General features: G+C 65.5%; 12 protein-coding genes. 3 read left to right on the forward strand and 9 right to left on the reverse strand.

Annotation, left to right across the window (positions count from 1 at the left end):
* The 6 genes from FHS82_RS03225 to gltX all read right to left on the reverse strand — a co-directional run bounded on the left by FHS82_RS03225 (nt 1) and on the right by gltX (nt 7,625).
* A complete protein-coding gene (locus FHS82_RS03225) occupies nt 1-750 on the reverse strand; it encodes an ABC transporter ATP-binding protein (RefSeq protein WP_166948597.1) in 750 nt (249 codons plus the stop codon).
* Nucleotides 747-1,589: an ABC transporter ATP-binding protein gene (locus FHS82_RS03230; RefSeq protein WP_166948599.1), complete on the reverse strand. Its 843-nt coding sequence runs from the start codon at nt 1,587-1,589 to the stop codon at nt 747-749. Before FHS82_RS03230 ends, FHS82_RS03225 begins: the two co-directional genes overlap by 4 nt.
* Nucleotides 1,589-3,007: a high-affinity branched-chain amino acid ABC transporter permease LivM gene (livM, locus tag FHS82_RS03235; RefSeq protein ID WP_166948601.1), complete on the reverse strand. Its 1,419-nt coding sequence runs from the start codon at nt 3,005-3,007 to the stop codon at nt 1,589-1,591. Before livM ends, FHS82_RS03230 begins: the two co-directional genes overlap by 1 nt.
* Nucleotides 3,008-3,023: 16 nt before the next feature.
* Nucleotides 3,024-3,941 (reverse strand): ABC transporter permease subunit, encoded by a 918-nt coding sequence (locus FHS82_RS03240; protein WP_166948603.1) that lies wholly within the window; start codon nt 3,939-3,941, stop codon nt 3,024-3,026.
* Between the two features lie 642 nt (nt 3,942-4,583).
* Entirely contained in the window at nt 4,584-5,873 is a 1,290-nt protein-coding gene (gene gltA, locus FHS82_RS03245; RefSeq protein WP_166948605.1) for a citrate synthase, read from the reverse strand.
* 324 nt (nt 5,874-6,197) lie between these two features.
* Entirely contained in the window at nt 6,198-7,625 is a 1,428-nt protein-coding gene (gene gltX, locus FHS82_RS03250; protein WP_166948607.1) for a glutamate--tRNA ligase, read from the reverse strand.
* 169 nt (nt 7,626-7,794) lie between these two features.
* Here gltX and FHS82_RS03255 point away from each other — a divergent pair, with 169 nt between their 5' ends.
* Nucleotides 7,795-10,074, forward strand: coding sequence for a ComEC/Rec2 family competence protein (locus tag FHS82_RS03255; protein WP_166948609.1), 2,280 nt, complete (start codon nt 7,795-7,797; stop codon nt 10,072-10,074).
* A 129-nt stretch (nt 10,075-10,203) separates the two neighbouring features.
* Here FHS82_RS03255 and lexA read toward each other — a convergent pair whose 3' ends face one another.
* Nucleotides 10,204-10,989 (reverse strand): transcriptional repressor LexA, encoded by a 786-nt coding sequence (lexA, locus tag FHS82_RS03260; protein WP_166948611.1) that lies wholly within the window; start codon nt 10,987-10,989, stop codon nt 10,204-10,206.
* 189 nt (nt 10,990-11,178) lie between these two features.
* Entirely contained in the window at nt 11,179-13,302 is a 2,124-nt protein-coding gene (gene parE, locus FHS82_RS03265; protein ID WP_166948613.1) for a DNA topoisomerase IV subunit B, read from the reverse strand.
* Nucleotides 13,303-13,545: 243 nt separating this feature from the next.
* On the opposite strand from parE, the gene FHS82_RS21020 reads away from it, so the two are divergent.
* Nucleotides 13,546-14,376: a rhomboid family intramembrane serine protease gene (locus tag FHS82_RS21020; RefSeq protein ID WP_166948615.1), complete on the forward strand. Its 831-nt coding sequence runs from the start codon at nt 13,546-13,548 to the stop codon at nt 14,374-14,376.
* A gap of 137 nt (nt 14,377-14,513) precedes the next feature.
* On the forward strand, nt 14,514-14,948 hold the full coding sequence (locus FHS82_RS03275) for a CBS domain-containing protein (protein WP_166948616.1): 435 nt from the start codon (nt 14,514-14,516) through the stop codon (nt 14,946-14,948).
* Nucleotides 14,949-14,957: 9 nt separating this feature from the next.
* On the opposite strand, the gene FHS82_RS03280 is transcribed toward FHS82_RS03275, so the two are convergent.
* Nucleotides 14,958-16,115: a patatin-like phospholipase family protein gene (locus FHS82_RS03280; protein ID WP_246224993.1), complete on the reverse strand. Its 1,158-nt coding sequence runs from the start codon at nt 16,113-16,115 to the stop codon at nt 14,958-14,960.
* Nucleotides 16,116-16,303: the final 188 nt, after the last annotated feature.

Consider the following 16,303-nt stretch of genomic DNA (forward strand, 5'->3'; position numbering starts at 1 on the left):
TTACCTCCCGCCTTCCAGATATGCGGCCTGAACCTGCGGATTTTCCAGCAACTCCCGCCCGCTGCCCGAAAGCGTGATGGCGCCCGTCACCATCACATAGGCGCGGTGCGCGAGCTTGAGCGCATGATAGGCATTCTGCTCGACGAGAAACACCGTCATGCCGTCCTTCCGGTTCAGTTCGCGGATGACGTCGAAAATCTGCTTCACGACGAGCGGCGCGAGGCCGAGCGAGGGCTCGTCAAGCAGGAGCAGCTTCGGCCGGCTCATCAGCGCGCGGGCGATCGCCAGCATCTGCTGCTCGCCGCCCGAGAGCGTTCCGCCGCGCTGGTGCAGGCGCTCCTTCAGACGCGGGAACATCACGGTGACCCGCTCCAGATCGGCGTCGAAATGGGCGAACTGGTTGATGGCCGCGCCCATCTGCAGGTTCTCGTACACCGTCATGCGCGGAAATATCCGCCGCCCTTCCGGCGATTGCGCGATGTTGAGCCGCGCGATCTCGTGGGTTGGCAGGCGGGTGATGTCCCGTCCCGCATAGGTGATGGTGCCCTCGCGCGCGCGGGGGCTGCCGAAGATGGTCATCATCAGCGTGGACTTGCCCGCGCCGTTCGCCCCGATCAGGGTGACGATTTCGCCCTCGTTGACGTCGATATCGACGCCCTTCAGCGCAATGATGTTGCCGTAATAGGTCTTCACCCCGCGGATCGAGAGCAGCGGCGCCCTCGCGGATTCCTGTTGCATCACGGCGCTCATGCCCCCACCTCCGCCTCGATCTGCTCGACCTCTTCGTCATCCACTCCGAGATAGGCGGCGATGACGCGCGGATCGTTGCGGATTTCCTCCGGCGTGCCGTCCGCGATCTTGGTGCCGTAATCGAGCACGATGACGTGATCGGATATCTGCATCACAACCGACATGTCATGTTCGATCAGCAGCACGGCGGTGTCGTGGTCATTGCGCACCGACAGCAGCAGCGTGTTGAGTTCCTGGCTTTCGCGCGGGTTGAGGCCCGCCGCCGGTTCGTCGAGGCACAGGAGCACCGGGTCGGTGCACATGGCGCGCGCGATCTCCAGCCGCCGCTGGTCGCCGTAAGGCAGATCGCCCGCAGGATCGTCGGCGCGGTCGATCAGGTTGATCTTCTCCAGCCAGTGGCGCGCCTTCTCGACCGCCGCCTTCTCCGCGTTGCGGAAGCCGGGCAGACCGAAGAGGCCGGCGAGCGTGAAGCCGGATGCCTGCATCAGCGTGTTGTGCTGCGCCACCAGCAGGTTTTCGAGCACTGTCATGCCGGAGAACAGCCGGATGTTCTGGAACGTGCGCGCCACCCGCGCGTCCTGCGCGATGCGATGGCCCGGCAGGCGCTCCAGAAGATGGGCGTCGCCGTCGGTCTGCCGGAGCGTCAGCATGCCCTCGTTCGGCTTGTAGAAGCCCGTGATGCAGTTGAAGACGGTCGTCTTGCCCGCGCCGTTGGGGCCGATCAGCGCCGTGACGTCCCGGCGGCCGACCTTGAAGGACAGATCGTTGACCGCCACGAGTCCGCCGAAGCGCATCCGGAGATGCTCCACGGTGAGAATGGGATCGTTCTCCCAACGCATTATCCGTTCCCTTCCTTGACGAGCGACCCCGATATCGCCTTGCGCTCCTTCAGTACGATCGAGGGATCGCGGTGCGCGATCAGCCCTCTCGGGCGCCATACCATCATCACGACCATCGCAAGACCGAATATCAGCAGGCGGTAGTCGTTGGGATCGAAATCGGCGCCGAATATCGCCTTTGTGAATGTTAGATGCCGCAGCAGTTCCGGCCCGCCAACCATCACGACGGCCGCGATCGCGACCCCGAACTGCGACCCCATGCCGCCCAGCACCACGACGGAGAGGATGATTGCCGATTCGAGAAAGTTGAAGCTCTCCGGGCTGACGAAGCCCTGTCGCACGGCGAAGAACGCGCCCGCAAACCCGCCGAAGCCCGCGCCAATGGAAAAAGCCGTGAGTTTCGTGTTGCGCGTGTTGATGCCGAGCGAGCGGCAGGCGATTTCGTCCTCGCGCAGCGCCTCCCACGCGCGCCCGATGGGCAGCCGCCGCAGCCGCATGGTGACGGCGTTGGTGACCAGCGCCAGCACCAGGATGAGATAGTAAAGGAACACGATGCGGTGCATGGCATTGAACGGTAGGCCGAACGTTGCCGCGAAGCCGCCCTCGCCGCGCTCGAAGGGGATGCCGAAGAAGGTCGCGCGCGGAATGGACGAAATGCCCGCGCCGCCGTTGGTGAGTTCTACCCAGTTGATCAGCACCAGCCGGATGATCTCGCCGAAGGCGAGCGTCACGATGGCGAGATAATCCCCCCGCAGCCGCAGCACGGGAAAGCCGAGTATGATGCCCCAGAACGCCGCGAGCACGCCCGCCACCGGCAGGCAGATCCAGAACGACAGGCCGAACGTCGTCGACAGCAGGGCGTAGGTATAGGCCCCCACCGCGTAGAACGCCACGTAGCCGAGGTCGAGAAGGCCGGCGAGGCCCACGACGATGTTGAGCCCCCAGCCGAGCATCACATAAGTGAGGATCAGGATGCCGAGGTCGATCCAGTAGCGGGCGCCGTTGAGGCTGCCTGCCGCGAGGCTCGCGAGCAGCGGAAACGTGATCGCCATGCCGAGGAAGAGCGGCACGCCGATCGTCCCCATGATGCGCGCGACGGCGCCCGGCGCGGCTTCAGCCCCCTTCGCGACGGTCCGCGCGTTCGCCGCGCGTGCCGCAGCCGCCCGTTCGCGCCGCACGGCGTTGAGATGGACCAGCACGCGCGCGGCGAAGGCGAGGGCGCACAGCGTCGCCACCAGTCCGACGCGGGGCGTGAGGACGAGTTGCAGGCTCGGGCCCTGATCCGTGCGGAAGAGCAGGATCGGGAACGACAGCCCCAGCATCACCAGCGCCGCGACCGCGCCCTCGCGCAGCGCCTGCACCAGGGCGGAGGGCCTGGCCGCCGCTGTAGGAGAAACAGCGTTGTGATAAGCGGTCATCGTCTGCCCCCCGCCGTCAAACTTTCTCGACTTCAGGCCGGCCGAGAATGCCCGACGGCATGAAGACGAGAACGATGGCAAGGATCGAGAAGGCGGCGACGTCCTTGTATTCGATGGAGAAATAGGCGGACCACAGCGTTTCCACGAGGCCGATGATCAGCCCGCCGAGCACGGCACCCGGCAGTGAGCCGATCCCGCCGAGCACGGCCGCCGTGAACGCCTTCACGCCCGGCACGAAGCCGTCTGAAAAGCCGACCACGCCGTAATAAAGGAAGTACATCGTGCCCGCCACCGCCGCGAGCGCCGCACCCAGCACGAAGGTCAGCGAGATGGTGCGGTCGACGTCGATGCCGAGCAGCGCCGCCATCTTGCGGTCCTGTTCGCAAGCGCGCTGCGCCCGGCCGAGCGACGTCTTGCGCACCACGAACCAGAAGGCGGTGAGCAGCACGGTGGTGACCGCCATGATGATGATCTGCTTGTAGGACAGCGCGACCGCATAGCCGTCCCGCTCGAACAGCACGATCACGTCGGAAATGATCGGGGGCACTGCCTTGTTGCGCGCTCCCTGCGCCACCTGGACGAAATTCGACAGGAAGATTGAGACACCGATGGCCGAGATCATGGGCGCCAGCCTGAACGAGCCGCGCAACGGTCGGTAGGCCAGCCGTTCCAGCGTCCAGCCCCAGAGCGCGGTCATCGCCATGGCCAGCACGAGCACGATCAGCAGCGCGATCGCGACGGAACTGACCCCGAGCCACGTCGTCAGCAGCAGGAAAAAAATCAGCGCTATAAAGGCGGAAACCATGAACACATCGCCATGGGCGAAGTTCACCATGCCGATGATGCCGAATACCATCGTGTAGCCGATGGCGATGAGGCCGTAAATTGAACCAAGAGTCAGCCCGTTAATGAGCTGCTGCACGAAAACTTCCATCGATGAGATGCCCCCTGAGTATTTTTTGAAGATTATCAGCTCCGCCGGACAATCCGAACCGGAAAACAGATCTCTTCCAGCCGCCTCACGCGGTATGCGGCCGATCGAAAACCTGTCCGTCCGTCTCGGTTAGCAGGCTGTCTTGACAATAAGTATGTCTTGGCAATCAAGATGCCGGGTATTCCGACCGGCTATCGAACTCCATCAGAACCATGTTTGAATCTGGCCGTCATCGCGGTCCCGACCGAGCCTATAGCAGTCGAATTTTGGCATGTTGTCCAGCCCTCTCGGGGGGCCGGGTGCCTGAATTCACATCGTATGTGGCGAAAATGCGGGCAAAATTGCCACAGGCTGGCCGCGGGTTGGAAGAATCACGCCATGGTGCATGACGCGGCGCGTAAAAAATGGCCGCGGATTCGAGATCCGCGGCCATCTGATGCCGACATGATATTATGAGCGAGGCAAGGGCGCCGCGCATAAACCAAGAATCGTGTCGCCGCCCAATTCAATTATTTTCGCATCATATTGTCCGGAAAACGGTATCCATTTTCCGGTTTTATGCGTTAGAAGCTGTCCTGTTTACGTTGAAACAGGACAGCTTCTGAATTCCTTATTTTGAGCGAATTCTGATCGGAACGCGCTCTAGCGCTGCTCGACCGGCACGTAGTCGCGCTGGGGCGAACCGGTATAGAGCTGGCGCGGACGGCCGATCTTCTGGGACGGATCCTCGACCATCTCCTTCCACTGCGCGATCCAGCCCACCGTGCGCGCGAGTGCGAACAGCACCGTGAACATCGAGGTCGGGAAGCCGAGCGCCTTCAGCGTGATGCCGGAGTAGAAGTCGATGTTCGGATAGAGCTTCTTCTCGATGAAGTACTCGTCATGCAGCGCGATGCGCTCCAGTTCGAGTGCAACCTCCAGCAGCGGATCGTCCTTGATGCCGAGTTCGCTCAGCACCTCGTGCGTGGTGCGCTGCATGATCTTGGCGCGCGGGTCGTAGTTCTTGTACACGCGGTGGCCGAAGCCCATGAGACGGAACGGATCATTCTTGTCCTTGGCCTTTGCGACGAAGTGCGGGATGCGGTCGACTGTGCCGATCTCCTCCAGCATCTTGAGCGCCGCCTCGTTTGCGCCGCCGTGGGCAGGGCCCCACAGGCACGCGACACCGGCAGCGATGCAGGCGAAGGGATTGGCGCCGGACGAACCGGCGAGGCGCACCGTCGACGTCGAGGCGTTCTGCTCGTGGTCGGCATGCAGGATGAAGATACGGTCGAGCGCGCGCGACAGCACCGGGTTCGGCACGTATTCCTCACACGGCACCGAGAACGCCATGTGCAGGAAGTTCGACGTGTAGTCCAGCGAGTTCTTCGGATACACGAACGGCTGGCCGATCGAGTACTTGTAGGCCATCGCCGCGAGGGTCGGGATCTTGGCGATCAGGCGCATGGAGGCGATCATGCGCTGCTGCGGGTCCGAGATGTCGGTCGAGTCGTGATAGAACGCCGACAGCGCGCCGACGGAGCCGACCATCACCGCCATGGGATGCGCGTCGCGGCGGAAGCCCTGGAAGAACCGGGTCATCTGCTCATGCACCATCGTGTGGCGCGTGACGCGATAGTCGAAGTCCTGCTTCTGGGCCAGCGTCGGCAGTTCGCCGTAGAGCAGCAGGTAGCAGGTTTCGAGGAAGTCGCCGTGTTCGGCGAGCTGCTCGATCGGGTAACCGCGATACAGCAGCACACCCTCGTCACCATCGATATAGGTGATCTGCGATTCGCAGCTCGCGGTGGAGGTGAACCCGGGATCGTAGGTGAACATCCCCGTATGCTTGTAAAGCGGGGCGATGTCGATGACGCTGGGACCAATCGATCCAGCTTTAACCGGCAGTTCGATCGCCTTCCCGTCGATCGTCAACGTGCTCGTCTTCACGCTCATGGATGAATCCCTTTGCTGAGTGATCTAGCGAAAGCCGCACAGCCGGGATTGAAATGATAATGAAAAATCCGCGACAATCTGTGGTTTTCGATCCGATCGAGGTAAGACGGATGCTTGCGTAGCGCATTCATGGCAGCCGTTCAAGCATGTGAAAGATCGGGCCCCTCTCCCGTCGCCGGGACCGTGTGGCGCCGGCCGCGTGTCGAACCGGGCGAAGCAATCCGTTTCGGCCCGACGTGCGGCAATCTCCCTACCGAAAGCCGCGCCGTTCAGAAACACGTCGCGGGTTTCATTTTTCCAACGTTGTAACGCGGGAGGCGCCGGTTACGCGACTGCCAGCTGGTCGCGTATCCTGGCAAGGCTTTCCTCGCGCCCGAGGACGGCCATAACGTCGAAAAGGCCGGGGGAGGTGGCACGCCCGGTGAGCGCCGCGCGCAGCGGCTGCGCGATCTGGCCCAGCTTCACGCCGGCTTCGGACGCCGTCTCCCGTACCACGTTTTCGGTCGTCTCCGGCGTCCATTCGCCTGCCGCCGCGAGTTTCTCGGCGACCAGCGCCAGTCGTTCCCGGCCGCCGTTTCCGAGCAGGCCGAGGGCCTTGTCGTCGAGGGCGAGCGGGCGGGCGGCAAAGATAAAATACGCACTTTCAATGAGTTCAACCAATGTCCTCGCGCGCTCTTTCAGGCCGGGCATGGCCGTGAGCAGCTTGTCCCGCGTCACCGCGTCGAGCGCGTCCGGCAGGCCGCGGGCCGGCCCCACTTCGGGCAGGATGCGCTCGGCGGCAGCGACGAGTTCGGCGTCATCCGCCGCGCGCATGTAGTGACCGTTGAGATTCTCAAGCTTGGCGAAATCGAACCGCGCCGGGGAGCGTCCGACGTTTTCGAGACTGAACGCGGCGATCATTTCCTCTGTGGAAAAAATTTCCTGATCGCCGTGGCTCCAGCCGAGGCGCACCAGATAATTGCGCAGGGCGCCGGGAAGGTAGCCCATGGCGCGGTAGGCATCGACGCCAAGCGCGCCATGGCGCTTCGACAGCTTCGCCCCGTCCGGTCCGTGAATCAGCGGGATGTGCGCCATCGCCGGCACGGGCCAGCCGAGCGCGTCGTAGATGTGCTTTTGCCGCGCAGCGTTGGTGAGGTGATCGTCGCCGCGGATGATATGCGTCACGCTCATGTCATGGTCGTCGACGACGACGGCGAGCATGTATGTCGGCGTGCCGTCAGAGCGGAGCAGCACCAGATCGTCGAGATTTTCGTTCTGCCACGAGACACGGCCTTGCACGAGGTCGTCGATGGCGGTCTCGCCGGTTTGCGGCGCCTTGAGGCGTATCACCGGGCGAACGTCGGCCGGCGCCTCCGAGGGACCGCGGTCGCGCCAGCGGCCATCATAGCGCATCGGCCGGCCTTCCGCGCGTGCCTGCTCGCGCATCGCCTCCAGCTCCTGCGGCGTTGCGTAGCAATAATAGGCCTTCCCCTGCGCGAGCAGCGTCTCGGCCACTTCCTGGTGGCGGCCGGCGCGCGAGAACTGGCGGATGGCGTCGCCATCCCAGTCCAGCCCGAGCCAGCGCAGCCCGTCGAATATGGCCTCGACCGCCGCTTCCGTCGAGCGTTCGCGATCGGTGTCCTCGATGCGCAGCAGCATCTTTCCTTTGTGGTGCTTCGCATACAGCCAGTTGAAAAGAGCGGTGCGTGCGCCGCCGATATGCAGGAAACCGGTGGGGGAAGGGGCAAAGCGCGTGACGACAGGAGCGGACATTGCAGCGGATATTCCGGAAAACGTTGACGATGAAAAGGACATTCCGGGCCTGATACGCCATCCATTTGTGCCAAATGTGGCGGATCGGGCTTGGCCGAAGCGCCCGGAACGGTGATAGTAGGCGGTGTAACACGAGTTGGGGCTGCGGGGTAGGGAGCGCGGGCAATCGATGGGCGGGGAACGCCGATGGATCAGCGTCCTGCCCGCGCGGCCGGCCGGATGGGCGGGAATCGGCATCGGCCGATTCGGTGACCGCTGGCGGGACATCCTGCTGCACTGGCTGCGGACCGAGGCGGGGCGGCGTCGGCCGTTTCTGTGGTTGCCGGTGGTCTACGGACTTGGAATCGCTCTCTATTTCTCGGCAGACCAGGAGCCGGCACCTTGGCTCGCACCGCTGTTCGCGGCGGCTGCGGCCGTGGCTGCTTTCCTGCTGCGCCATTCGTGGCGTACCCGTCTGACGGCCATCTTCCTTGGCGCGCTCTTTCTCGGCTTCTCGGCCGGCGCCCTGCGAACGGCGCTTGTGATGCAGCCCGTTCTCGACCGCATCGTCATCGGGCCGCTCGAAGGTTACGTCCGCTCGGTGGAGAAGCGCCTGCAAGGGCCGCGCGCGGTGATCGACGTGTCCTCGTTCGCGGGACTCGGGCCGGACGAGCGGCCGGCGCGGGTGCGCGTGACATTCCGGAAAGGCGTCAAGATAGAAGCGGGTACACGCATTCAGGTGACGGCGCGGCTCGTGCCGCCGCCCGGACCGGCGCGGCCGGGCGGTTACGACTTCGCGCGGGATGCGTTTTTCGGCCGTATCGGCGCGGTCGGCTCGACGACGGGACCGTTGCGGCTTCCCGAAGGTAACGGTTCTGCGACAGCAGACGCGACGTTCCTTGCGCGGCTCGCTGCGTGGATCGACGTGCAGCGCAACCTGTTGACGGACCGTATCGTCGAGACGGCCGGCGGGCAAGAGCGGGCACCGGCAACCCGTGCCAAGCGCGCGGAAACGGCGCACGAGACGCGGGTGAGAGGGCAGGAGGCGGCCTTCGTCGCCGCGCTGGTGACGGGCAAGCGGGGACTTATCGCCGACGAGACCAACGAGGCGCTGCGCGCCGCCGGCATCTACCATGTCGTCTCCATCGGCGGCTTTCACATGACGCTCGTCGCCGGCACGCTCTTTTTTCTCACCCGCCTGTCGCTTGCGCTGATTCCCGGCCTTGCGGTCGGCTATCCGATCCGGAAAATCGCCGCCGTCATCGGTATCGTCGGCGCGAGCGGCTATTGCGTATTTTCCGGGGCGGGAATCGATACCCTGCGGGCTTTGTGCGTCACGCTGATCGTCATGGGTGCGATTCTCGCCGATCGGCCGGCGCTTTCCATGCGCAACCTCGCGCTCGCAGCGTTGGTGTGCCTGACATTGCAGCCCGAAGCCATGCTCGGTCCGAGCTTCCAGATGTCGTTCGCCGGCGTGGCGGCGCTGATCGCGCTCTTCGAGCGGTGGGATGACCTCGAGCCGGCGGCGAACGCCCTGCCACTGCGGGAAGGCGGGCCGCTGGGTGCGTCCTCCGCCGACGGGCGGCAAGGGCGGCTTTACCGGATGACGGTGATGAGCGTCATGACCACAGTCGTGGCGATGCTCGCGACCGGGCCCTTCAGCACCTATCACTTCCAGACCTTCAACCCGTGGGGAATCCTGGGCAATGCCTTCGGCCTGCCCATCGTCGAACTCGTGGTCATGCCGTTCTCCTTCCTTGCCGTGGCGCTTTATCCGCTCGGTCTCGATGGCCCCTTCTGGCATCTCGCCGGCCTCGCTGCGGTGCCGGTGTTGGCGGGCGCGCGGATCGCCGCCGGCTTTCCCGGCGCTGTTGTCGTCGTGCCGGCTTTCGGCGTCGGCGCCCTTTCGCTGCTCGCCTTCGGTATGCTCTGGGCCTGCCTGTGGTCGACGCCGCTGCGGTGGCTCGCTGTTCTGCCGGTGGCGGTCGGTGTTGCGTTTGCCGCCGCGCCCGCGCGGCCCGACGTTCGCATCGACCGCGAGGGACGCGGCGCCGCCGTGCGGAGCGCCGGCGGTCGATTCGTCATCCTCGGCAATCCTTCCGCCTTCGTCGTCGAGCAGTGGTTGAAGGCGGACGGCGACGGGCGCCGAGCGGACGATCCCGCGCTCAAACACAACGTCGCCTGCGACAGGTTCGGCTGCGTCGCCCGGCTCGCCGATGGCCGCAGCGTCGCCTTCACCCGCGACCCCGCTGCGCTCGCCGAGGATTGCAGGCGCGCCGCCCTGCTGATCACGCCCCGCCAGACGCCGCCAGACTGTGCCGCAGCCTATGTGATCGATCGCGAAGACCTGCAACGGTTGGGCGCCATCGCGCTGACATCCGGCAATGGCGGACTGATCGTGGAAAGCACGCATGACAGCAATGTGGCCGGCGGGGAAGGACGGCCCTGGCGCCGGCCCGCAGGACGTTAGAGTACACTTCGATCAGGTGGAATGATCTGATCAGCTAAATCGTTGAAATAAAAGACTTGCCAAATCAAAGCTTTGCGGAGTACGGCGCCGGAAGAGACGCCTGCTCACGTGTTCGCTGCCCGATACGCCTCAGTAACGGCGGACCAGACTGACGAGCTTGCCCTGGATGCGCACCCTGTCGGGGCCGAGCACCCTTGTTTCGTAGGCCGGATTGGCCGCCTCCAGCGCGATGGAGGAGCCGCGTTTGCGCAGGCGCTTCAGGGTAGCTTCCTCGTCGTCGATGAGAGCGACGATGATATCGCCAGTCTCCGCCATATCCTGCTTGCGCAGAATGACCGTGTCTCCGTCGAGAATGCCGGCCTCGATCATCGAATCGCCGCGCACCTCAAGGGCGAAGTGCTCCCCCGACGACGACAGCAGCTCCGGCGGCAGCGCCAGCGTGTGGCTGCTGTTCTGGATCGCGCTGATCGGCGTGCCGGCCGCGATTCGCCCCATCACGGGGATCTGCGTCGTGTTGCCGGCCGTCGCTTCACCCGAATCGATGCTCACCCGCTCGCCCGCGGCGCGCAAGACGTTCCCGCTGGCGCGTACCGGGCTCGCAGTCTCGCGTCCGCTTTCCCGCACAGCGCCGCCGTCCCGGCCGAGGCCGCCCTCGACGATGCTGGGACTGAACCGCCCGCGCGGAACCGGCGCGGACAATGCCTCCGGCAGGCGAATCACCTCGATCGCGCGGGCGCGGTTGGGAAGGCGTCGGATGAAGCCGCGTTCCTCCAGCGCGATGATGAGGCGGTGAATGCCCGATTTGGAGCGCAGATCAAGCGCATCTTTCATCTCGTCGAACGAAGGCGGAACCCCGGATTCCCGCATGCGTTCATGAATAAAACGAAGCAGATCGTGTTGCTTGCGCGTCAACATGGTCTACACATCCTTCCCGGATCAGCGCCCTGCGGCATTTCGTGGAACGGGATTCCATGAAACGAAACACGAACACTATACAAGTTCTTAATGTGTTCCGCAAGCGTCACTATTCGGCATGATCGTTAAAACTTGCCTCCGCCGCGCGGCTTTTTTCGGCATCCGGCGGAGATATTTGGCCGCCCCGCGTCAGATATCGAGATCCGTGGCGAAGGCGGCGTTTTCCTGTATGAAGGAGAAGCGCGCTTCCGGCTTGTTGCCCATCAGCCTTTCCACGGCATCGCTGGTCTGCGGGCGCGCGTCTTCCTCGACGACGACGCGCAGCAGGGTGCGCTTGCGTGGGTCCATGGTGGTTTCCTTGAGCTGCGCCGGCAGCATCTCGCCAAGGCCCTTGAAGCGGCCGATCTCGGCCTTCTTGCCCTTGAACGTCGTGCGCATGAGTTCCTGCCGGTGCGCCTCGTCGCGCGCGTAGACGGTCTTGCCGCTGTGGGTCAGGCGGAACAGCGGCGGCACCGCGAGGTAGAGATGTTGTTCGTCGATGAGGCGCGGCGTCTGGCGCCAGAAAAAGGTGATGAGGAGCGAGGCGATATGCGCGCCGTCCACATCGGCGTCGGTCATGATGATGATCTTTTCGTAGCGGAGATCCGCGCCGCGATAGGCGGAACCAACGCCGCAGCCAAGCGCCAGCATGAGGTCGGCGATCTGCTGGTTCTGCAGGAGCTTATCGCGTCCGGCTGAAGCCACGTTGAGGATTTTCCCGCGCAGCGGCAGGATGGCCTGGGTGGCGCGGTCGCGCGCCTGCTTGGCCGAGCCGCCCGCCGAATCACCCTCCACCAGAAAAAGCTCCGATCCCGCTGCCCCCGCCTTCGTGCAGTCCGCGAGCTTGCCGGGGAGGCGCAGGCGGCGGGTTGCCGTCTTGCGGGCGATGTCCTTTTCGGCACGGCGTCGCAGCCGTTCCTCGGCCCTGTCCACCGTCCAGTCGAGCAGGCGGCCCGCCTGCTGGGGCGATGCGGCGAGCCAGTGGTCGAAGGCGTCGCGCACCGCACTTTCCACGATGCGGGAAGCTTCGGCGGTCGCGAGCCTGTCCTTCGTCTGGCCCTGGAACTCCGGTTCGCGGATGAACACGGACAGCATGGCCGCGCAGGAAACCATGACGTCTTCCGCCGTGATCTGGGCCGCGCGCTTGCTCTGGTTGACACGCTCGGCGTGGTCGCGCAGGCCGCGCAGCAGGGCGTTGCGCAGGCCCTGTTCATGCGTGCCGCCCTCGGGTGTCGGGATGGTATTGCAGTATGAGGCGACATGGCCGTCGTCCTCCGCATACCAGGCGATAGCCCATTCGAGCGAGCCGTGCCCGCCCGGCCTGCCGTCGCCGCCGGACTTGTCGATGCGCCCGGAAAAGAGGCCGTCGACGACGAGTGTGCGGCCTTCGATCTCCTGCGTGAGATAGTCCTTCAGGCCGCCGGGAAAACGGAAGGTGGCCTCGGGCGGAACCTTGTCGTTGCCGGCCAGCAGCGCCGGCGCGCACCGCCAGCGAATCTCGACACCGCCGAACAGGAAGGCCTTGGAGCGCGCCATGCGGAAGAGGCGGGCGGGGTCGAAGCGCGAGCCCGCGGTGAAGATTTCAGCGTCGGGCCTGAAGCGCACCTTGGTGCCGCGCCGGTTGTGCACGCGCCCCACCGTCTGCAGCGGGCCGAGCGGCAGCCCGCGCGCGTAATCCTGCCGGTATAGCGTCTGCCCGCGCGCCACCTCGACCTCCAGCTTTTCGGAGAGCGCGTTGACGACGGACACGCCCACGCCGTGCAGGCCGCCCGAGGTTTCGTAAGCCTTCGAATCGAACTTGCCGCCGGCATGCAGGGTGGTGAGAATGACTTCGAGGGCCGACTTGTCCGGAAACTTCGGGTGTGGGTCGATGGGAATGCCGCGGCCGTTGTCGGTGACGCTGAGGAAGCCGTCAGCCTCCAGTTCCACCTCGATGAAGCTCGCGTGCCCGGCCACCGCCTCGTCCATGGCGTTGTCGATGACTTCGGCGAACAGGTGGTGCAGCGCCTTCTCGTCCGTGCCGCCAATGTACATGCCAGGGCGCCGCCGCACCGGCTCCAGCCCCTCAAGCACCTCGATGGAGGCGGCGGTGTAGCTGGCCTCGGTGGACGCGGGCGCGGGCTCCGCCGCGGCCGGCTTCCTCGCGGGCCTTGCGGCGGCGGACGATCTGGACGTCACGGAGGACTTGCCGGCCGCGGCCGATCTGGCCGTCGCGGCGGACCGGGAGCCCGCGGCCTCCCCCGCCGAGCCGAAAAGATCATCGTTATCCGTCATCGTATCGTCTGATTCCCTGACCGCCCAACGCCGGTATATGCCATATCACAAGTGAACGGACAGGAAACATGCAGTTGCTGTCCGATCTGTCAAGACCGCACCCGAAAAGAAGCGGCGCGATATGTGGACGGCATCCTGCGCCCCTGCCCGGAGCGTCTTTCCCGCCCGCGCACCGACGTGATAGTGTCGCGGGCGTTGTGCGCGGTCCGCCCGCGCGGCCGTTCCCATTCAGCGCAGGTGCCCGTGTCAGACCTTCCTCCGCCCGACTATCGGCCCGATCCGTATCCGCGTCGCGCGCCGGCGCGCGAGCCGATCGTGAATGCGCCGACCGTGATCGTCGCCATCATCGCCGCCCTTGTGCTGGTGCACGGCCTGCGGTCGCTGCTTTCCGGAAGTACCGCAGTCGAGGCGATGCTCACGTTCGCCTTCATTCCCGCCCGGCTGACGCTGTTCTTCGATCCCGCGCAGGCGCAGGCCATCGTCGAGGCGGCGGTCGCCGGCGGCGGCGAGCAGATGGCGCTCACCCGCTATGTGCTGTCGACCGGGTCGGCGCCCTGGGCCGTGCTGACCTACGGCCTGCTGCATGCTTCCTGGATGCATCTGGCGTTCAATGCCCTGTGGCTGCTGGCGTTCGGCACGCCGGTGGCGCGGCGGTTCGGCACCGTGCGGTTTCTGGTGCTGTTCGTCTTGTCGAGCGTTGCCGGGGCGCTGCTTTACTGGCTGATGCGTCCCGACGACGTGTTGCCGATGGTCGGTGCATCGGGCGCGATCTCGGGCGTCATGGCGGCGGCGTCGCGCTTCGTGTTCTCGGGCGGCGGCGCCGCCCTGTTCGGGCGCGGGGGCCGGGGGTTCGATGCGCCGGCGCAGCCGCTGATCGCGCTGCTGGAAAACAGGCAGGCACTGGCGTTCATCGTCGCATGGTTCGTCATCAACCTGCTCGCTGGCTTCGCATCGGGCATCATGGGCGCGGAAGGCGCCATTGCGTGGGAGGCGCACATCGGCGGCTTCCTCGCCGGGCTCGTGCTTTTCCTGCCGCTCGATCCCGTCTCCCGCCGCCGGGGCGGGCAACACTGAAGGGAAGCCTTGCCTTCACGGGCGACGGAAGGCACAATGGAATAGATGTAAAGCCCGCGCAGACGGGCATAAGGGTTCTCTCCGGTTAAGCAGCGAATGCCCGTGAGAGAGGAGGCACGATCAGAAGGGAGGTCACCATGACCACAGTTACTGCGATCCTGAACGGCAAGGGACGTTCGGTCATCACCATCTCGCCGCAGCGGACCTTGCGCGAGGCAGTGGACGTGCTGGCGGAGCGGCGCGTCGGCGCGCTGGTGGTGACGGGCGTCGACGGCGCTGTGCTCGGCATTCTGTCGGAACGCGACGTGGTGCGCGTGCTCGCGGGCGAAGGTCCGCGCGCGCTCGACAACACCGTGTCGCGCGTCATGACGTCGCGGGTGAAGACCTGCACGCCTTACGACACCCTCGACGACGTGATGGAAATGATGACGGCGGGCCGTTTCCGCCATGTGCCGGTGATGGAGGACAGCCGACTTTCGGGCATCATCTCCATCGGCGACGTCGTCAAGCACCGTCTGGCGGAGTTCGAGAACGAGCACCAGGCGCTGCGCGAATATATCGCGACGGCCTGAAGCCGCCGCTTACGTGAGCCTGCCCGTCAGGTATTCCTCGATGTCGGGCAAGGCGCGTTCGGTGGCGCGCACTCCGAGTTCGATGATCTCGGCGGCGTTGTCGAAGTCGAACAGGCCGACGCGCGCCAGCCGGGGCGAGATGGTGATGTCCGGCGGATCGCCCGCCAGGCGCGAGCGGGCGATCCGATCCTGCGTGATGTTGAAGGCGTCCATCAGCACGGTGGCAAGGCCGGGGCCGCGTTCGCGCCGCGGGCCCGATACGCTGGCGCTGAACGGCCCGGCGGCGAGCGTCGCGGGCAGGGCGTTCTGCAGCGGCGCGAAGAAGCTGCGGCGCAGGCTGTCGCCCGATCCGGAGGCATCCGCCGGCGGATCGTCCTCCGTGTCGAGGTCGATCGCGGGCATGATGGCGGCGCGGGCGCGCGGGTCGCCATTGAGGTTGACGGCGATCACCGCCTCCGCTCCCAGAACGCGCGCCGTCGTCACCGGGATAGGATTGACCAGCGCGCCGTCCATCAGCCAGCGGCCGCGCACACGGATGGCGTCGAACACGCCGGGCAGCGCATAGGAGGCGCGCAGTGCCTCCGCCAGCGGCCCGCGCGTCAGCCAGACCTCGTGGCCGGAGCCGAGTTCAGTCGCCACCGCCGCGAAGCGGATCGGCAGGTCCTCGATCTGCGTCGGGCCAAGATGCTCGTGCAGCAGCTTCTGCAGGCGGTCGCCGCCGAGCAGGCCAGAGCCGTTGAGGTGGAAATCCATCAGCGAGACGATGCGGCGCTTGGTGAGCGAGCGGGCGAAGGCTTCCAGCTCGCTGAGTCTGCCGGCGGCATAGCAGCCGCCCACGACGGCGCCGATCGACGTGCCGGCGATGACGGCTGGCCGCAGGCCCTCCCGCGCCAGCACCTTGATCACACCGATGTGCGCCCAGCCGCGCGCCGCGCCGCCGCCGAGCGCAAGCCCCAGTTGCGGCGCGGCGGGTGCCGCCCGCTTGCCTGCATCATGGAGGGAGATGTTTGGCATTTCCTGTTCGGGCCGCTCACCGCTCTCCTCGCCGTTCACGGTTTCCCCGCGCGAGCCGGCTCTTTCCGGGCCGGTATTATCCGTGCCGGTTTTATCCGCGTCCGTGACGCCCAAATCGATAATGCCCGCTAGGCGGAAAATCTGATCCAGCATGGTCGTATAACATCTCGCTGACGACTTGGATGCAAGGTGGGTGGGCGCATGCGCCATGCGATGGCAAAGCATACGCATGTGATGACAGTGGGGCGGCGCGGCCCGGATTTCACGTCCGCTCGCTGTCCCCGGACAATGCCATGGGTGCGCTTGTGCGAGACTTTCCGATTGGCGCAATGAATGCTGGA

This window comes from Pseudochelatococcus lubricantis (assembly GCF_011762225.1).
Lineage (GTDB): Bacteria > Pseudomonadota > Alphaproteobacteria > Rhizobiales > Beijerinckiaceae > Pseudochelatococcus > Pseudochelatococcus lubricantis.